Origin of the sequence: Enterococcus sp. DIV0421 (assembly GCF_051713745.1) — a bacterium.
Taxonomy (GTDB): domain Bacteria; phylum Bacillota; class Bacilli; order Lactobacillales; family Enterococcaceae; genus Enterococcus_D; species Enterococcus_D casseliflavus.
On sequence record NZ_JBIOQM010000004.1, the window covers coordinates 1 to 20,248 of the forward strand.

Sequence of the window (20,248 nt, forward strand, 5' to 3'; positions counted from 1 at the left end):
GCACTTCGTTCTCTTAATAAAAAATAATGTAAAAAATTACATATAGCACCAATAAAAACTTTGACAGGACTTTTTTATCGCTAATATTCCCTTAAACAAAGAAGCATTCATTGAAAACGGAGTATATAAATAGGAGAGTGTATCAATAATAAAAATCAAAATAATATGACATTAATTTACAAAAAAGGCTCTATAATTTATTGAACTGATGCTACATTCATTACTACCACCACGAGCGCATGAAAAGGAACCCAAATTTACCGATACAATTTAGAGAAACAGCAGGAAAAGCAAGTAAAAAGCCATCCGTGAAAACGGATGGCTTTTTACTCTCTATATGGTTTGTCTCGTAACATTGTAATCTTTACAATCTGAGAAATAACAACTCCATTTTTTTAATTCTCAACAATGTTTTTATCAACAAAATAATGATGAGAACTTTTTTCATTAGCACTATATAACTTAGAACGTTCTTTAAGTTAGATTTTATAATCTCTTGGTGTCGTTTTGATTCGGTACGTGCTTGATCAGCAATCATAGTTAAATTTTGAATGATTAAATTCTTAATAATTTATCAACAAGTAGATCACCAATTGCTTCAGTCTATCGCTATTCAATCAATACTTTTGTCAATAATAGAACGCAAAACTTTTTCTCTTAATCCAACAGAATCAATATTGTTATTTTGTTCATAGCCATGTACCAGCAAATCACAAATATAAAGTTGAGAGATTTTTCCTGCCAAAGATCCACCATTCAAAAATTCTTCTATGGCGGTTTGTAAAACTAAATCAGCAGATTTTCCTATAGGTGAATGAATATAATTAGTGACTGCAATAATTTTTGCGCCATTTTTCTTAGCTATTTTTAGGGAATCAAAAGTATCTTTTGTTTTTCCAGACAAAGAAAAAACGATTACTAAATCATCAACAGTCAATAAAGAAGCAACTTGAGCTTGAAAATGAGGGTCTAATACAGCTTTTGCTTGAACCCCTACTCGTAGAAACATACTTTCTAAATCAAGAATCGTATTTCCACTAGCCCCAACACCAAATAAATATATATTTTTTAATTGAGTAATCATTTTAACGGCTATATCCAATTTTTCCTCGTCCAATAATCGAATAGTCGAATAAAGAGCTTCAGTTAAATTATTAGCAATTTCGTCATAATATTTTTTACTAGTTGGTTGTTCTTTTTTTTGGCTAAAGTCTTCCTTCGCAATTTCAATTTTTAAATCAGAAAAGCCAGAAAAACCAATTTTTTGACAAAAACGAATAATAGTTGCATCACCAACTTTTATATTTTTTTTAATATCACTCATTGTACTATAAATAATGGTATTTCCAGAATTTAAAACATAATCAGCAACTTTTTTTTCAGATCTCGTTAAAAACGGATAATTTTCTCTAATTAAATAAGTGTACTTCATATAAACCCCTCTACAATTGAACTTTTCTCCATTATACACCATTTATTCTAAAAAAAACTCCCAAAAACTCCATTTTTATCTTTACATTTTTAAAATCGAACGCTATATTATCTTTAGAGTTATTCTCCAAAAAAAATATAAATTCGGAGTGTTTAGGATAATGAATAAAAAAGAGTTTTTAGATAGTATTTCAAATGGTTTGATTGTTTCATGTCAGGCATTACCTGGCGAACCATTTTATAAAAAAGAAGGGAGTTTAATGCCTTATTTTGCTTTAGCAGCTCAAAGAGCTGGGGCGGTTGGAATACGTGCAAATTCTGTTCGAGATATTCTAGAAATAAAAAAATGTATCTCGTTACCAATGATTGGAATTATTAAAAGAGATTACCCGCCAGAATCTCCATTTATTACTCCAACCATGAGGGAAGTTGATGAGTTAGTAAAAACTGGTGTTGAAGTAATAGCTCTTGATTGCACTCTCCGAAAACGACATGATGGTTTGACTATCAATACTTTTATTACCAAAATAAAAGAAAAATATCCTCAACAATTATTTATGGCAGATATTTCTACTTTTGAAGAAGGAAAAAATGCTTATGCAGCAGGAATTGATTTTATAGGAACGACTTTAAGCGGCTATACTGAAGAAAGCAAGCAACAAGAAGGTCCAGATATAGATTTGATTAAAAAGTTAGTCAACGAGAATATTTGTGTAATCGCCGAGGGGAGAATCCATACTCCAGAACAAGCAAAAGAAATAAAGAAATTAGGGGTTTCAGGCATTGTTGTGGGTGGGGCAATTACTCGTCCACAAGAAATTGCTTCAAGATTTATTAAAACACTAAATTAGTTAGGAGAAGAAAAAATGTTTAAAAAGTTTTCACAATTAGGTCGTGCGTTTATGTTGCCAATTGCTATACTACCCGTGGCTGGATTGCTACTTGGTCTCGGAGGAGCATTGACAAATGAGAGTGCTATAAATACTTATCCAATCTTAAATCAAGCTTGGTTGCATACGATTTTGAGCATTATGAGTTACGCTGGAAATGCAGTTTTTGCAAATTTAGCACTAATTTTCGCAATTGGGATTGCTGTAGGACTTTCAAATGGAGATAAGGGAACAGCAGGTTTAGCTGGAGGAGTAGCTTATCTAGTATATACTGCAACTATAAGTGGATTTCTAGAACTTTTTTCAGCAAAAGATGCAACCCTTGATACAGGAGTAGTTGGTTCAATTGTTATTGGAGGAATAGTGGCATTTTTACACAATCGATATAGAAAAATAGAATTGCCACAATTCTTAGGATTTTTCGGAGGATCAAGATTTATTCCAATCGTATCCAGTTTAGTTGCAATTATTATTGGTGCTTTCTTTTATTTGATTTGGCCACCAATCCAAAACGGTTTAGTAGTTGCTGGTGAACAAATTGCGCAAATGGGTAGCTTAGGAACCTTTCTATATGGATTTTTACTTCGATTAACTGGTGCTGTGGGCTTACATCACACAATCTATCCTTTATTTTGGTATACATCATTGGGTGGCACAGAAATGGTGGCTGGAGAAACAATCTCTGGTGCACAAAATATCTTTTTTGCTCAACTAGCTGATTCAAATCATACTGGTTTATTTACTTATGGTACTAGATTTTTTGCAGGAAGATTTGCCACAATGATGTTTGGTTTACCTGCAGCTTGTTATGCAATGTACCGTGTAATTCCTAAGAAAAATCGTAAAAAGAATGGTGGTCTTTATTTTAGCGGTGCCCTTACATCATTTTTAACTGGAATCACTGAACCTATTGAGTATATGTTTTTATTTGTTGCTCCTTGGTTATATGTAATTCATGCATTTCTGGATGGATTATCTTTTTATTTTGCTGACATATTAAATATTCGTGTAGGAAATTCTTTCTCTGGCGGGTTAATTGATTTCCTATTATTTGGGGTTCTTCAAGGAAATGATAAAACTAATTGGATGAAATTAATACCTTTCGGTATTGTGTGGGCACTTATATATTTCTTTGTTTTTACATTTTTTATTAAAAAATATAAAGTAGCTATTCCTGGCATGTTAGAGGATACAGAGGTTTCTTCTGAAAAAATAAAAAATAAAAACACTTCACTGCACGAAGAAGCCATGGTAATTATTGAAGCACTGGGGGGAAAAAATAATATCGAATCTGTTGAAGCTTGTGCAACTCGTCTGCGAGTAGCTGTTTTGGATCGCCAAATTATACAAAAACAAAAAATAAAAAATCTTGGTGCAACAGCTGTTTTTGAGGTTAATGGAGGTATTCAAGCAGTTTTTGGTGGAAAAGCAGATTTATTTAGCCAAGAAATTAATCAAATATTAGAACAAGATAATTAGGAGGTATTTTGGATGTTTCAATTTTTAAAAAAGAAAAAAGAGGTAATTTATGCTCCATGTTCAGGGCAAGTTATTCCCATTACAGAAGTAAAAGATCCTGTATTTTCACAAAAGTTATTAGGAGATGGATTTGCCATTATACCTAATAATAAAAAAATTACTGCTCCATTTACTGGTCAAGTAGTTTCAATATTTCCAACGAAACATGCAATTAGTTTGAAAACGGAATCTGGGATAAATTATTTGATTCATATTGGAATTGATACAGTTAAACTAAACGGAGAACCTTTTTCAATTTTTGTTAAAGAGAACGATACAGTAAAAAATGGAGATTTAATTGCTGAAGTTGATTTTGAGCAAATAGTGAGGGCAAAAAAAGATCCTTCTGTTATTGTAGTTTTTACAGAAGAAACTCAAATCAACAACTTAAATATAAAAAATGAATTGATAGAAAATAATCAGTCTTGTGGGGAATTTTATTCTTAAAATCTATTCGCTTTCTGATACTAACTGGTTATCTATGTAAACAAGATGAGTATTGGTTCAAAATACATGGTTAACTATTTCTTATACAGAAAATATGAGAAAATTTTATGGGAAATAAAACAACAGTTTACCGTAATGACCAAAAAAAGTTAAACTTGTATGGAGTGGAGAAATTCACTCCTTTTTTGTACGATAAAATTAACTGTTAGACAGCTGTTTTTACAGCTTCTCGAAACTGAACCGGACTTCGCCAATTTAATTTCTTTTTGATGCGTTTATGGTTGTAATACTAGATATATTGGTCAATTTTTATTTACAATTCATCTAAACTCCGATAAACTTCCCCATGAAAAATCTCTTGCTTTAATAAACCAAAGAAGTTTTCCATAGGTGAGTTATCTAAACAATTCCCTTTACGAGACATACTCTGGAAGATTTTATGCTGCTTCGATTTATTTTTATACGCATTCATTTGATAGGCCCATCCTTGATCTGAATGGAAGGTTCTACGAAAAGGGCAATCATTTGTTATCTGGATTGCTTCTTCTAATCCTTCCATTATGGCTATGCGTTTGGTTTTTCAGAAATCCGATAAGATAGAATTTCACTATTGTAGAGATCTATAGAAAGATCTAAATACAGTTTTTTCTGACGAATGATACCTGTGGTACCTACTTCATAATACTTAAACTCTGTGGTATCAGTTGTAATTTTTGGATGACAGTACCAACCTTTCCACGATAAGAATTGTACCGTCGAGATTTTCGAGTGTAAGTCTTTACTTCGATACCTAGTTTTTTATCAGACGTTGAATCTTCTTTTTATTGACATGAATCCCTTGATTCTCTAATTCTTTTTTTAGTCGAAGACAGCCATAGTCTTTATGCTCTTTGCGAATTTCAAGCATTTTTTCTTCAATTTCTTGGTCTGGATTTGATCTGTCAAACCGTTTCTGCCAATACATATAGGTTGCTTTAGGAAATTTCAATGTTTCAAGAAGCTCAACTAGTTTGAATGATCCTCGAAGGATGTCTATTGCGTCTTTTCTGGGCGTCCTGTTTTCGCAGCTTCCTCAACTCTTTTAAAAAGGCATTCTCACTTTTAAGGTATTGGACTTGCTTTTCTAATGCCTTGATACGATTTTGTTCTTCAGCTGTTCTATTTTCTTTTCTCTAGTCAAAATAAGTGGTCGCCCTTTCTCTTTTGAGAGCCCCTCAATACCTGTTTCTCTGAAATTACGCATCCAATTATAAGCGCAGGGTTGTTCATTTCTAAAGCGCTGGCAACTTCTCGATAGGCATTCACCCAACTACTTACTTGAGATTTGTTTGCTGTTGGCAAGATGCTGATATCCACCCACACCACTAAAATATTCTTTAACGATTTTTAGTTTTAATTCAAAATGATATTTTGCCATACAAATAGCGACCATCAAAAGTTAGAGTTTTTGGTCTAACTTTTGATGACCGATTCAATTCACTCTTTTGTCATTACTATTTGTAATTTTATTCAAAATTACTTCAAAGGTATCTATATCAAGCTGACACAACCAAAGTAAGTACTTCTTTTCCTTATAAGTCCAATCGATCATAGAATGGGAGGACAACAGATTATTGTATCTCGCTCTTTACTCACTTGGAGCTAGTTGCCAGCGTTTCTTAAATACATTTTTTTCATCCATACTCAGTTCCCCATCAAAAAAATAGTGTTGCGTGAAACTTCAATAACGCACAACGCAAGTCTAAGCTAAGCAGATTTAGAAATAGTTTATCATATTATAGTCTACGTTCATAGTATGACCAAACAGAGAGAGAATCGTGATCATTTTACTCTCTTCCTCCACAATGTAAACCAGTCTGTGTTTGATATTTAGACGTCTTGAATAGTAAGGTAATTCAGTTAATTGTTCACATGGTGGCAGTGTCTGAAAAGGATTTTCCTTTATAATGTTGATCAGTTCATCAAATTTACTAGTTAGATTGACACTCTTCAATTTAGGCAAATCTTTGCGATCATTCTTTTTAATCTTTACATTTTTATATTTCAAATTCGCATGTTTTTCATGGATTAAGGTTGCATTTCGTTCTTTTAAGTAGCCCATAAAACATGAAATACGAATCTTTGGCGGTATTCTTACTAACAGTTGAATATGGTCAGGCATGGCATGGGCTTCAATAATTTCAACAGCTTTCATCTCACACAATTTTCTTACTATCTGACCAATACTTACTCTTAACTTTCCATAAATCACTTTTCGTCGATACTTTGGGGGGAAGACTATGTGAACCTTACAATTCCATCTGGTATGTGCTAAACTTTTATCGTCGTTAGACATAAAAAAAACTCCTTTCGATCTGATATGCGGTTGGTAGCCACTATTAATATATCAAAAGGAGTTTTTTATCGCTAAAGCTATTTCGTCCACGCGTAGAAACGCGCGGTTTTTTTGTTTCGTACGCTACGCGAACAAAATTGACTAAAGTCAATAACAAAAAAATCTGAGCCAGAATGTGGTTCATTCTGACCCAGATTTGATTTTGCACAACTCATCAGTCCTTATTGACAAAGAACCTTATTCCTTAGAATAAGACTGTTTCTGGATCAAACAATTGTGATTGAGAGAGTGTATTGTCTAAACAAAGTTCAAAATGCAAATGTGGACCCGTACTATTTCCTGTTGAGCCAACATAGCCAATGATTTGACCTTGTTCTACTTTGTCACCAACGTTGACTTGATATTCTTGTTGGTGGGCATATAACGCTGTTATACCATCTTCATGCTCAATGGCTACATAATTCCCCCAAGACGGATGAAACTCTGCTTTAATGACAGTCCCTGCTTTACTTGCAACAATCGGTTCGCCTTGTGCAGCTGCTAAATCAATTCCACGGTGAAATTCGTCACCACGAATACCAAACACACTAGAAATCGTATAGTTTTTGACTGGTGCAATATACCCTTCTTTACTTAATTGTGGCCCTGTTACTTCTTTGTCATACGTAGTTAGATCATAGGTTTCGATTAAACTATTCAATTTTTTATAGTAGCTAGTATCGGTCGCATAGCGTCCAGTCAAAAATTTTGTTGCTTCTTGATAGGTTTTCGCATTCGTTTTCCAAACACCTTCGTAGAAATGACTATTTCCTGTTAAGCCCTCTTTCAACAGTTGCGCATAGTCATTTAAGCTATCTTCATAGTTCTCATACCGCCGAAAAGTTGCTTGAGTAGTGTAAAGCGTACCATCTCCTAAATCTTCTTGTGTCGAAAAAGAGACGCCTTTTCCTTTGTGTGTGCCTTTAATGCCAAACAAATTATAATTCGGTGCTTTAGCTAACTGACTCTGACCACTTGCCGATTCTAAAATCGCTTGTGCAATCATAACAGAAGCATACAAATCCTTTTCTTGTCCAATTTTACGAGCAGATTCCCCAATCTTACGAATAAAGCTTTCTACTGATTCATCTTTTTCAAAGTGAATGTTTACTTCGCTATCTTGTTTGCTAAAAGGCACTAATTCTTGAATCGGTGCTGTCGGTGCTTGATGATGCGCTTTTGACTCTTCCTCCATGGTTTTCTGTGTTTGTACTTCTGGTTGATTCTGTTGTTCTGTTGTCAAATGTTGCGCCTTAACTTGTTGTGATGGAATTACTTCCGTCGGCTTCGTTGAGTGTAACACCCCTTGATTGCCCGTTTCACTAGGTTTCGTTGTTGGGTGTTCCGCAGTTTCCGTTTCAGAAGGCTTGGTTGGTTCTTGTGTATTATTTTCTGGTTGACTAGAATCTGTCGTATCAGGAGTGCTTGTCTCTAGTTTCGGATCCATTGGTTGTAAACTGTCTGTTGTAGAATCAGTTGGTTGATCTGTTGATTCACCCCGTTGTTGATCAAATTGTACAACAACTGAAGAATCAGCTGTTGTTTCTTCCACAATTGTAGAATTTTCTGTATTTAAGGTCGTTGATTGTTTTGTTGTTACAGTTGGTTGGTTTTCATCTGCGAAGACAGCAGGAGTATAGCCAACAACTTGACCTAATAAAAGAAGAGCAGATAATAATTTACTTGTTTTTTTCACTACATTTCCTCCAATATTTTAGCTTAAGATATTATAATTGCTATGTAGGATTTACTTTAAAAATAGACTTACAAGAGATAGTATAAATTTTATATTAAAAAAATCTTGCATTTAAAAAATTTTTAATCTTTTTTTCAATTATTTATTTTTCGAGTTTCTTTCTCCCACCCTTACTATATATGTTCGTCACCTCAGACAAATATCCCAAGAAAAGTACTTCACTATTTTAATTGGTTTGATTATGATATATTATCTCAATTTTAATAAACGACAAAGAATTTTTCAATACTTCATTGCTAACAGTAGTATCTTTTTTATTATTTTTCTCGCTCCATTCTCAAAGATTTTCGGAAGTTACTTTCCTATATTTTTAAACATTTCCTTATGCTGTCCATTCCGATATAGATTATATTTTCCACGTTGACTTTCTTATTGTTATGGGGTAATAACCTATTAATAATTTTGTTTCCAGAAATTATTATGTGTTTAACTACTTGACTTGACAATCTAGGAGAGGTTACTTCATATTATCTCTAAATTTTTCCCATTAATTTGAATTATTAACTAAATATAATAAAAATCTGCATCACAGAATGTCTCAAGATAAAACCATAATGCAAATGAATTTATTTATTCTGTCCTCAAAACATAAATGACATTATCTATCAAGTGAAAATGTCCCAGAAAAAATCATAGATAATCAGAAAGATTGCTGTGACAATTGTTACAATCAATTTCTTTTTCGAAGGCAAATCTTTCTTTTTTAGATAGTTACCTAAGACAATTAAAGAGATTAAAGCAGAGAAAATCAATGCTTTTACCATTGATCCCAACTACTTCCTATGGCTACCATCAGACAACCTCCACCAAGAGCCCCACCAATTATAAAACCGCCAACACAGGAATCACCGACGCTTCACTAGCCAATTTTTCCGCCAATTAATTTTAACATTTCTCCTTAGTATAGTATTTCTTTTTTCATTAATAGTCCCTCTTAATTCCCTAATAGTTCACCAATACATGCAGCACAACCACCAATTACTCCAAAATATGTTCCAACAAATACTCCTGGGATAGCAACTAATCCATTCCCAGCTATTGTCCCTATTCCTTTACCGATGTCTTTTAGACAATCTTTTGAGCTGTATCCTCCAATTAATTGTTTCATTTCTTGTTCGTTTAGTTTTTTAAATTCTTTCATGATAAAACTCCCCTTCAAATAGATTTATATTCCATATATAACACATCAACAGATTCTTCTTTAATTCTTTCAAAACTAGGTGTTGTCTGTAAACCAATTGCTAAATTTTCAATAATTGTCCCACTAAAAAAAGAATTCTTGAGGAACATAGGTTACATGATCACGTAACTGCTGAAATGGAATGTCGACATGACTAATTTTTCCATATCTAATAGCCCCTTCCGAAGGCGTATAAAAATTGACCAGTAATTTAGCTAAGGTAGACTTTCCTGACCCACTAACACCAACTAGGGCTGCCTTACTTTTACTTCGAATAGTACCTGTTATATTTTTTAGAGTTGGAGCTTTCATATTATAAGAGAAGGTAATGTTGTCAATACTAATATCGTTATTAAAAACTTGATTTGAAATATCTCGTTCTACAGTGGTTCCTAATTGTTCAGATGTAATTGCAAAAATTTCATTTAAGTGTCTGTTAGCTACTTGTGCAGCTTGCATTTTCACTTGTAAAATTATTATATTTTGCAACGGATCCGTGAAAAACACTAGTAAAGCATTATAAGTAATAAGTTGTCCCAAACTAATTCTACCTTTCCACAGAATAAGAGCACTGCTAATTAGTTGAATGGCTTATTTTATTGCTTGTTGGATGTTATCAAGGGTTACAGTGCGAAAAGATTTTTTCATTAGTTTAATGAATTCACGATCAACACGATCATATACTTTTTCTTCACCACTATACGCCTTAATCGTTTCGATACCTTTCAGACTTTCAATTATACTTGAATCTAACGTAGCTCCAGCAACCATCTCTTCTTGATTAGCTTTGTCATAACTATTAACAAAAGCTGTAATTACGATAATATAAAAAGGCAAAGAAGATAAAGTAATCAAGAATAAAGTACCGTTTTGCACAGCCAACATAATTCCAACAAGAAGAACCATACCGATGTCTAAAAAAATAGATATTGATATCCAAAAAACGGGAAATGATTTCACCGGATTTTCGAGTTGAAAAAAAGTTCATAGGCAATGTTAATACATGTTTAAAATATTGAAGCATAACCATCATACTCATACGCTGACCTAGAATGACCAAAAGATAACTGCGACTATATTCGAACAACACGCTAAAAACATGGGTCACAATCAGTCCAACAGAAATAGTATTCAACGTAGATTTCGCTTGATTTAGAATAAAATATTCTAAAATCCCTTGAAAATAGTAAGAACTTCCGATTCCTAAAAATGTAATAAAAAGAGAAGATAAAACAATATGAAGTACCCGTCCTTTTTGTCGCCAAATAATAGAAAAAAAAGAGCTTAATCCCGCTACTCTTTCCTTGCAAGGTGTATAAGATTCTTTAGGTGTAGGAAAAAGCAAAATACCTGTCCACTCTTCCGAAAACTCTTCAATTGTTTTTTTGATTTTTCCTTTCATTAGATCTGGATCCATAATCAACAATTCCTCATCTTGTACCTTGTACACAACCACATAATGCATATATTTTTTTCAACCATAATATGCGCAATCAATGGCAGTGGCAATTCTTTTTCTTTCCATACATCTTTTTCAGCTTTGAGTGCGGGAGATTCAAAGCCAATTTGTTCAAATACATGTTTTAATCCAAAAGCAGAGGTACCTTCCAAATCAGTTTCAGACAATTCTCTAAGCTTATGAATAGGAATTTCAGTTTTATAATGTTTTAAAATCATGGCCATACACGCAACGTCACAATCCTTTTCATCTTTTGGAAAATTATTTTTTCCATACAACAATCCAACCATATAATTGATTAATAATTATAATAACTTGTGTTGAAAAAAAAGAAGGAACATTAGGTTGGATCGATTGTTTAAAATATTATCTTTCTTCAAATTATAAAATAAGAAAGCAATGCAGGAAATACATATAACTTCTAAAACGTTTGAAGTATAATCTGTAATCGGCCTACTGTATGATATTACATTAATAAAAATTGATAAAATAAAACTAATAAAAAAAGTTATATACAATTTTTTAGTCAAAGAAGTAGGATAACTAATATCTGCCCCTACAGCAATATAAATAAAACTTAAAAAATTCAATAAAATTACTATGTTAAGCAATAAAAACACTATCCTTTCATTTAATATCTTACTATCCTTATAAAAAAATTTTATATTTCCTTTAGAAATATATTCAGGAAGCTTTTTTTATAATAGATTTCTGATATATTTTTTGCTTTTTTAGTTGTATGTCAAAGAAAAGTCCATTCGATAGGTCTTTTCATTATAAGCAATCTTAATAAAGATCATTCCATCTTCACTAGATTCAAACCGCACTTATTCCAAGCTAGGAAAAGGTACTTGTTTAATTTCAAAATTGTATATCTCATTATTAATTTTTATTGGTATTTCAAATGGTTCAGGACTGATAAAGAATTTCCCTTCTTCACTTTTAATTTTTGAATCAAAACTTTTTCTTATTTGTTCAATTTTAACTGGACTACCATCATATAAAATTTCAGGGACTTCAACTGCTCTCTGTGTTCTGCATAGCAATTCTGTAAGTTCTTTTGAATTACGAATTTTGATTTCTTTTAAATCCTCAGGAATACAAACCTTTACTTTTAATTTAAGTGAAGCGTCTCATTAGATGTCAAAAAATAGTACGATTTACCATTAAATTGATAATGAGTTCCTTGTGGAGCTTGAGCATTTATATATTTTTGCCAAGACTCAGTGCCAACATTCAATAGATTCAATTTTTTTCTAAAAGCAGCTTTAAAACTCATTATTACCAATCTCCTTCAATATACTCATAAACTAGTATTTTACTAGCTAAAGTCATTGCTTCCATTATATTATCTTTTATTTAAATGTTATACGTACTAGTGTAAGCTTATCTAATTTAGCGTCAAATCAAGCAAACATAACAACGTATTGACTTGAAAAAAACATACTAGATCGGACTAGTTATTCAACGTTGTCCCTTTTCTGCCCCTTTATTTTTTGATATTATTTATTAAAAAAATGAAATGAAGGATTATAGTGGGTTTATTGATGGATTAATGGGAAATGCAACACAACTTTCAAGTGAATCTGTGTCAAAAGAATTGCAAGATGTACTGATTTCAGGTGAAAGAATTGATTTATCATTTAAATTAGTTCGCGATTTGATAGTCTTTACCAACAAACGTTTAATCATAATTGATAAACAAGGAGTATCCGGTAAAAAAGTAGAATATAAATCAATTCCCTACAAATCAATTTCTAGATTTTCTGTTGAAACTAGCGGACATTTTGATTTAGATGCTGAGCTAAAAATATGGATTTCTAGTGCAGAACTCCCAGCCGAAATACTTCAATTCCGTAAAGACAAAAATATTATTGCCATTCAACAAGCATTGGCCTCCGCTGTACTTCAGTAATTACACAATACAGTTTTTATCAGTTAATTATTATGAGAACACACTATAGCTAAATAAACAATCCTCTTACTCTTAATTGAGTAGGAGGGTTGTTCTATGTACCTTGTAGGATTCGAACCTACGACCGGACGGTTATGAGCCATCTGCTCTGACCAACTGAGCTAAAGGTACGAAAACACCCGCCCTCAAAGGAAAGCGGGTTGTTGAAAGAAGGTTAAAAAAATTCTTAGATGTCTATATTTTAAAACGTCAATCTATAAATTTCAATATCCTTTTTACCAAAAAAGACAATTTTTTAGCGCGGATTAAAAAACAAAATACCCACTCCTCGGAGTGGGCCCTTTCAAGGGATTTAATGAAAAAAATTAAATTGGATAAGTAGATTATAAAATGTGGAATAATTTTTTTCAATAATATTTTCCCAAAAATATAAATACGTAACTGTCATAAATATGTACAAGCCTGCTTCTTGCAGGCTATTTGTTTATTAAATAAACTCAACCAGTTTATGACGGTTTTCTAATCAATAATATCTATTAAATTGAAATAATGATAAAATATAAACATTGAAAAGTATTATGCACACTTCCCCAAGCATTACCGCCTAATACTCCTCGTAGAGTATTGCACGCACCTACTAATCTATAGAATAAACGTAATTACTACAAGTAAAGTAACTTTTGAATAAAATAAAGGCTCTTTGTCAATATGGACTGATGAGTTGTGCAAAATCAAATCTGGGTCAAAATGAACCACATTCTGGCTCATCAGCCCCATAAATTATAGAGCCAAAATTTAGTCATAACCAGTTAGGCAAAGTGCTTAACTGGTTTTTGTTTTACTTGGAAGATTAAGCCTTGAATGAGATAAATTCTTGCTCGAAAGTTGTGGAAATTTCGATAGCCGTAGGCTACTCGTTTTATCACTTTTATCTTGTTGTTTGTTCCTTCTAATGCACCATTACTATACCTGGTTTTTAAAGCATATTGAATCCCTAATTTGTATTTATTTAAAAACGTCAGCTTCTTACAAAACCATTGTGGGAGGCGTTGATCTAAGCTGTTGATCGTATCGAAAAAGCTTTGGCTGTCCTTGTTTTTAAAGTGATAAAGGAGAAGCTGACAAGTCTCGTAAGCCCTTGTTAATTGCTCGTCATAACTCAAAAGTTCATCGACGATCGCTTTTTGCGTCATTGGTCTACGAAAGGATCGATCCTATTGATAATTGGAACTATCCAGATCATAGGCATGCTTCAAGAGTAATTTCCAGAATCGCTTCAATTGTCGATTCTTTGTCGGTTCCGTTTTTTTAAGTTGTTCATTTTTTTCATTCGCAACAGATTTAACGCACGAGTGATTTGTTGGACAATGTGAAAGCGATCAGTCACTGGCGTTTGGGAAGACCGCCTTTACAAGTTCAAAATAAGGGGCATTCATATCCATCACGACGTATTTCACGTTCGCTCATGCTTTTCGAATGAATTTAAGGAAATAGAATTTTAAGAAAGCCAGGCATCGATTCTCCAATACACCGAGTAATTGCTGGGGCTGCCCATTCATAAAAACAAAACTCATTTTTTCACTACAGGACTTCAGCGATTTGAACGCATCAAAACAAAGGACCGAAGGTAACGTATCAAAACGAGGATGGTACATTTTTAAACAGGTGTTCAGGACACGCAGAACGGTTACATCAGAGACAAAATAGCGATCCGCAATTTCTTTTCTTGTTGTATTCTTCGCAAGCTCCAAGGCAATTTGAATCTTTAATTCCTTCGAAAGATAGCAGTTTTCATCCACCAAATTTGTCTGAGCGTTGAATGTCGACTGACATTCTATACAGTAAAAGTGCGTACGTACCAAGCGTAATTCTGTTTTTGTTGCTCGATAAGGCAAAAGTTGGACTTTTGTTTTATGTGAGCCATTCTTAATGATTTGTCCTTCATTTTTGATGCCACATTTACGGCAATGGCTTAGTATATAGCCAAGTTTGGCATGGATCAGATTGGTGCGAACTCCCTCTTCTTCGAAGAATAAATTTTCATCTGTTAAACCTAACAATTTTCTAGTACAAGGATCCATGGAGATATCCTTTCTTGGTTTGGTTTTGTTTTAGACGACTAAATTCTACCAGTTAGGCTATCTCTTTTACTATCTTTTTTTACAAAAAAAGTGTCAGTAGAAAATTTGTAGATTTTCCACCAACACTAAATATTGTAGAACCGTTTTTATCACTAAAGCTATTTCATCCACGCGTAGAAACGCGCGTTTTTTTGTTTCGTACGCTACGCGAACAAAACTGACTAAAGTCAATAACAAAAAATCTTGTTCAGAATGAATCTCATTCTGAACAAGATTTGATTCTGCTCAACTCATCAGTCATAATAAACAAAGAAACAAAAAAATGGTTTTTGAGCGTTCTTTATATAGCATTCTCAATTATATATATATTTGTTGAGTAACCTCGACTGTTTCTTATTTTTAATAAACAATGATAAATATATTGAGTAAATCCCAATAAAATTAAAAAATGAAAACTATTTACTCCTCAACCTTTCTCTTTTCTATCCTGCAAATGAAACAAATTTTCTTGTTTCTCATATTTCATATCTGCATGTTTTTCAAACCACTTAAACAACTCTTTCTCGAAGGAATTTCTAGGTACTGGCTTATATTTTCGGACTTTCTGTCTTTTTTTCATAATAAAACTCCTATTCAACTATTTTATTCATTAAGAAAACAAATAATTGTATTAATCCAAAATAAAGACTACTAATCAATATTTCGTTTTTTATTAAAATTATTTAACGCCTCATACTATCGGATAAACTTGTTTCTAAAAAAAGATTATTCGATAGCACTTTAAGGTTATTTTCACAATCACATTTGCAATAAAAATATATTTTTTTTTATTCTATGCATATTTTACTAACAACCGATTAAATCATTGATTCCCCCCCCTTTCTAACCTCTTATTACATATTTTTAACACAAATATAATTTTGTATTAGCATTAACCAATTATCTGTTAGTTGGCCTATTCAGTTTACTCATTCCCCCCCAATAACATGAATATCTTGATGTTAGTAAATTAGATTGTTGATTTAAAATATCTTTTCTATCCTTTCTAATGAAAAACACTCTAAAATTCGGCATTAATCATTAAATTTTTATTTATACTAATCAATAAAAATTTAATGAACGATATTTATCTCAAATATATAACTCTTTCTTATATGTCTTATCTATTTCTTAAATATAAAATTATGTTATTGATTATTAAGAGTTGTTTCAAATTTGATCAAACTTCCGACTATTCAAATTATGAACCTTATCAAAACTATCTACAAAACTAAGTTTTAAAGATAAAATAATGTTTGGATTATAACTTATTTACTTTTATAACTAAACTATTTATTTTATCCTCTACGAAAAAAGAGATATACTTATATTTCCCCCTGCTCAGTTCAATAGCACAATTATCTAGAACTTAGGTAAATACTCGTTTTATCAAAAAAATATTACATACTAAAATATAACCTAATTTCATTACTATCCTTGAAATTCAAAATCTAATCTGAATAAATTTTTCACAACAAGCTCTTTTCATGAGAGATTCTGATAATCAGGTCATAAACTAGTTTTTTTGCTGGATAAGAAATCTTATTTTTAAATAGAAAACATCCAATTTGCATTCATTACTTTACTTCTTGATGTACTGATATTTTCGCTTTAATAATAGCAAAAAAACACCCTACAAATCCAAAAACTGTAGCTACATAAAATGTCGCTCGGTAACCGGCTAACGTAGCATTAACAGTTTGAGTAACATATTCAGAATACGATAAATCACTCAAATTAGCTTGTATCATTTTATCAGAAGTAATATTAGTCAAGACACTTACTAAGATAGCTGTCCCCAATGAACTTGCCACTTGTCTACATGTACTATTGATAGCTGTTCCATGGCTTATTTGATAAGGTGCCAAAGAATTCAATCCCTCTGCTGTTAACGGCATTAGAACCATTGAAATTGCGAACATTCGAATACCATATATAACTGCTATATATGATAACGAGGTATCCATCGAGATCCATATAAATGGTATAGTTGCTCCTGATAAAATACCTAGACCCAAAATTGATAACCACTTTGCTCCGTATCTATCGAATATTTTCCCCGTGATAGGCATCATTATTCCCATTACTACTGCACCAGGTAATAGTGTTAGTCCCGAATTAAAAGCAGATGATTTATGTATATTTTGAATATACATAGGTAATATCATTTCAGTACCTATCATTGCCATCATAACTAACATCAACAAGATTGTTGTTAACGTAAATATTTTAGATTTAAAAACTTTAATATCAAGAAATGGGTTTTCCATCTTTGATTGACGCAATATAAAAAGAAAAAGAAATACTACGCCTATAGAAATGTATGTAATAACTAATTTATTCTTCCATCCTAAAAATCCAACTGAGGAAAAACCATATAATATCATGCTTAATGAAGCACATGACAGAATCACTGACAAGAAGTCTAGTTTAATTTTCGACACACTTAAAACATTTTTCATATAAAAAAACGAAAAAATAATTACTATGATACTAATAGGCAGCATCATCCCAAATAAAACCCTCCAACTGTAATGATCTACTATCCAACCTGATAGAGTCGGTCCAATTGCTGGAGCTAGACCTATAACAATACCTGACATCCCCATAGCTGATCCTCGTTTTTCTTGAGGAAATATAGAAAACATTATGTTTTGTTGAAGAGGCATCGAAATTCCTACTCCTACTGCTTGAATTAATCTTCCAAGAAGCAGTATTGAAAAATTTGGAGCCACAAAACAGCATAGTGTTCCTCCCATAAAAATACTCATAGCTGATAAATAAAGATTCTTTGATGGGAAGCGATTAACTAACCATCCAGTAATTGGAATCATCATACCGTTTATCAATAAAAAACCTGTGGTCAACCATTGGACATCATTGGCATTAATCTTAAAGGCATCCATAAGTCTTGGAGCAGCAGTAGCCAATAATGTCTGATTCAAAACAGTGCAGAAAGAACCGATTAAAAGAACTGTCACTAACCATCCTCTAGAATATTTATTTCCATCAATATCTACACACTGTTGCTGCGTCACTAAAAAAATCCTCCTTCTTAATTTTCCAGAAATTTTTTTGTCGTATATCTCACTATTACCTTATATAATAATGAGCAGATCGTATTTAATGACATTATAATAGTTTTTTTTAAATAATATACAGATAACAGATTCATTGAAACAAATATTATATAAATCAACACTAACAATCTCAATTTTTTTATTTTTCTGTTAACCATTAGTACCTCTATTTTCTATAATCAATTTGCTATTACTATTACAGGTACTATTAATAAAATAATAAAAAACGTTAAAATATTCTTGAATGCAGGTTACATTAACTTAGATACTACAAGAATTTCAAGAATGCATTCAGATATTAAGGGAGGCTTAAAACTTCACTATTTGTTAAAACAGGGTCCCATCAAATCCTAATATACTTCCTAGGAAGCAAGATTAAAGTCTTGAATAATTAACAACCGGCTAGGGCTCTTAAAAGTGGATTTTTAAATGACTACTCACGGCTCTCCCTTTAATTATTTATATTGATAAAAAAACTCTTGTTTACTTATACTGTTTCTGATTCGATTCTATAACTATTATTTATGTACTTATATTTAGCATATTTTCCTAAACTCATACTACATTCCCCCCTCCCCGCCTTCTGGACCCACCGATTTTCCAATAGTCTAAGAACTATATGACCTCAAACTTTCTTTTGGCTATGCTTGCCAAAGCTGTTTCTTTCAAAAGTTAACTTTTAAATCTTTCATAAATTGCACACCATTTCTAATGGTTAAAATTAATACATCCATTATTACGTAATTCTTCCACCAGTCAAAACATTTTGGTATATAATGTCTATGCGAAGCTACATTCGATACATAATTAACAATACTTTCTGATATTAAACAATCAGCATTAACTTTCTCAGTCGCTTACAAGCTCATTTCTGAGCTTAATAATAAAGTTATATCTGCAATTATGCACTAATTAAATATAATAATAGCGATCTGAGTCATGCTAGTTTATATATTTTTTTTACTTGTTTAAATATAAAATATTTTTCTGTCAATTTTTATCTATTATTTCGGCAGTTACACGCACATCTTTTAGTTTCTGAATATGTTTAAACATTGTTTTTGTTCCTTTCAGTACTAAATGAACTTTTCCCTCTTCTTTCCCTAACATCACTTCTTTTTCCAATTCTAATGGCTTATTATCTGGTCCTACAAATTCACGTTTGCTTCCATCCAAAAATTTTATCACTATCAAATACTTTTTTGTAGGATCTGCATGCTCAAACGTTAACTCACCTTCATATAATTCGTTAATTATATTTTCTCGTACTAACTCTTGTTCCATATCTAAAACCTCTACATCCAAACTTAAGTCCGGCGAAGGTTCTTTTACAGTGCTGATCGTTTCATGTTGCGTTTTTTTTCTAATAATGGATTCTTTAGTGCTAGCCCTCCCCCTATAATAGTTAAACACAAAATAAGCATCACAAACATTCTTTTCACAATTCAGCCTTCTTTCCTACTTATTCTATTTTCATTCTATATCTTTAATTCCCTCATTTCTTAAATAATTAATCAAGTTGCTCATTTTATACTGCTCTATGAACAATATTTTTGATGTATTGATAAAACATCTTTAGTAAAATCCGTAGATATGACCTAATTTAAAATTTTGCTAAAAAGGATACAAAGTCAATCAGACACTTCTTTATCCAAACCTTTGCACGTCGAAATAATATTTAACTTATCTAACAAATCATGAACAACCTACTAGGTGTTACGTAGACAAAATGATAGTCCAAATTATTTTGAAATAAAATAATTTGGACAGCAAATATGGACTGAATATATCGATTTTGTGATTTCACATTCAGTTCAATTTTCAATTGCCAATCACTTATCTTCCTTTTCTAACTTCTAAAACGAAACATACTAATATTAATACATGAGAATGATTCCCCTTTTTATTTTGACAGATTTTTTTCCTCATAGATTTAGCAAAAATTCACTTTGCGCCAGATCGCCAGATAATAATTAGTGACTCAACTAGATGCTTAGTAACTCCAATATGATACTTTAATTATATCCCAAAACTTATGTAAAATAACACAATTCACCGATTGAATTATGTTAATTCAT

12 protein-coding genes, 1 tRNA gene and 6 pseudogenes are annotated in these 20,248 nt (G+C 32.0%); 5 read left to right on the top strand and 14 right to left on the bottom strand.

Going from position 1 to position 20,248, the window contains the following annotated elements; all coding sequences use genetic code 11:
• Positions 1–613: 613 nt before the first annotated feature.
• Entirely contained in the window at positions 614–1,432 is an 819-nt protein-coding gene (locus IGI96_RS19160; RefSeq protein ID WP_438785643.1) for a MurR/RpiR family transcriptional regulator, read from the bottom strand.
• Between the two features lie 160 nt (positions 1,433–1,592).
• On the opposite strand from IGI96_RS19160, the gene IGI96_RS19165 reads away from it, so the two are divergent.
• The 3 genes from IGI96_RS19165 to IGI96_RS19175 are packed head-to-tail and all read left to right on the top strand — an operon-like array spanning position 1,593 to position 4,286.
• On the top strand, positions 1,593–2,282 hold the full coding sequence (locus IGI96_RS19165) for an N-acetylmannosamine-6-phosphate 2-epimerase (protein ID WP_438785644.1): 690 nt from the start codon (positions 1,593–1,595) through the stop codon (positions 2,280–2,282).
• A 15-nt stretch (positions 2,283–2,297) separates the two neighbouring features.
• Positions 2,298–3,800 carry a PTS transporter subunit EIIC gene (locus tag IGI96_RS19170; RefSeq protein ID WP_438785645.1) on the top strand — a complete coding sequence of 501 codons (1,503 nt, stop codon included), beginning with the start codon at positions 2,298–2,300 and terminating at the stop codon, positions 3,798–3,800.
• Positions 3,801–3,812: 12 nt separating this feature from the next.
• A complete protein-coding gene (locus IGI96_RS19175; protein WP_438785494.1) occupies positions 3,813–4,286 on the top strand; it encodes a PTS sugar transporter subunit IIA in 474 nt (157 codons plus the stop codon).
• A gap of 205 nt (positions 4,287–4,491) precedes the next feature.
• On the opposite strand, the pseudogene IGI96_RS19180 reads toward IGI96_RS19175, so the two are convergent.
• The 5 genes and pseudogenes from IGI96_RS19180 to IGI96_RS19200 form a co-directional block, all read right to left on the bottom strand.
• Positions 4,492–5,703: pseudogene (locus tag IGI96_RS19180) on the bottom strand (IS3 family transposase).
• A 54-nt stretch (positions 5,704–5,757) separates the two neighbouring features.
• Positions 5,758–5,967, bottom strand: a pseudogene (locus IGI96_RS19185) (hypothetical protein).
• Positions 5,968–6,042: 75 nt separating this feature from the next.
• The gene (locus tag IGI96_RS19190; protein WP_438785678.1) at positions 6,043–6,333 is read right to left on the bottom strand and encodes a Txe/YoeB family addiction module toxin; all 291 of its coding nucleotides are present in this window, start codon (positions 6,331–6,333) and stop codon (positions 6,043–6,045) included.
• Positions 6,322–6,621: pseudogene (tnpA, locus tag IGI96_RS19195) on the bottom strand (IS200/IS605 family transposase); the annotation flags it as partial. The gene IGI96_RS19190 and the pseudogene tnpA, both read right to left, overlap by 12 nt.
• Before the next feature lie 244 nt (positions 6,622–6,865).
• Complete coding sequence (locus tag IGI96_RS19200) at positions 6,866–8,356, bottom strand: peptidoglycan DD-metalloendopeptidase family protein (RefSeq protein WP_438785646.1); 1,491 nt, start codon at positions 8,354–8,356, stop codon at positions 6,866–6,868.
• Positions 8,357–9,167: 811 nt separating this feature from the next.
• Between IGI96_RS19200 and IGI96_RS19205 the strand changes: the two genes are divergently transcribed.
• Positions 9,168–9,299, top strand: a complete 132-nt coding sequence (locus tag IGI96_RS19205; RefSeq protein WP_438785647.1) for a hypothetical protein — start codon at positions 9,168–9,170, stop codon at positions 9,297–9,299.
• A gap of 51 nt (positions 9,300–9,350) precedes the next feature.
• On the opposite strand, the gene IGI96_RS19210 is transcribed toward IGI96_RS19205, so the two are convergent.
• The 3 genes and pseudogenes from IGI96_RS19210 to IGI96_RS19220 all read right to left on the bottom strand — a co-directional run.
• Positions 9,351–9,557 (bottom strand): Blp family class II bacteriocin, encoded by a 207-nt coding sequence (locus IGI96_RS19210; RefSeq protein ID WP_438785648.1) that lies wholly within the window; start codon positions 9,555–9,557, stop codon positions 9,351–9,353.
• A gap of 56 nt (positions 9,558–9,613) precedes the next feature.
• Positions 9,614–11,345, bottom strand: a pseudogene (locus IGI96_RS19215) (peptide cleavage/export ABC transporter); the annotation flags it as partial.
• Positions 11,346–11,882: 537 nt separating this feature from the next.
• Positions 11,883–12,167 (bottom strand): annotated as a pseudogene (locus IGI96_RS19220) (abortive infection system toxin AbiGii family protein); the annotation flags it as partial.
• Positions 12,168–12,577: 410 nt separating this feature from the next.
• On the opposite strand from IGI96_RS19220, the gene IGI96_RS19225 reads away from it, so the two are divergent.
• A complete protein-coding gene (locus IGI96_RS19225; protein ID WP_438785649.1) occupies positions 12,578–12,970 on the top strand; it encodes a PH domain-containing protein in 393 nt (130 codons plus the stop codon).
• Between the two features lie 97 nt (positions 12,971–13,067).
• Here IGI96_RS19225 and IGI96_RS19230 read toward each other — a convergent pair.
• The 5 genes and pseudogenes from IGI96_RS19230 to IGI96_RS19250 form a co-directional block, all read right to left on the bottom strand.
• A tRNA-Ile gene (locus IGI96_RS19230) sits at positions 13,068–13,141 on the bottom strand.
• A 638-nt stretch (positions 13,142–13,779) separates the two neighbouring features.
• Positions 13,780–15,051: pseudogene (locus tag IGI96_RS19235) on the bottom strand (ISL3 family transposase).
• Between the two features lie 466 nt (positions 15,052–15,517).
• Positions 15,518–15,670, bottom strand: a complete 153-nt coding sequence (locus IGI96_RS19240) for a hypothetical protein (RefSeq protein WP_438785650.1) — start codon at positions 15,668–15,670, stop codon at positions 15,518–15,520.
• A gap of 997 nt (positions 15,671–16,667) precedes the next feature.
• Positions 16,668–18,128 carry an MDR family MFS transporter gene (locus IGI96_RS19245; protein WP_438785651.1) on the bottom strand — a complete coding sequence of 487 codons (1,461 nt, stop codon included), beginning with the start codon at positions 18,126–18,128 and terminating at the stop codon, positions 16,668–16,670.
• Between the two features lie 1,032 nt (positions 18,129–19,160).
• Entirely contained in the window at positions 19,161–19,454 is a 294-nt protein-coding gene (locus IGI96_RS19250; RefSeq protein ID WP_438785652.1) for a hypothetical protein, read from the bottom strand.
• Positions 19,455–20,248: the final 794 nt, after the last annotated feature.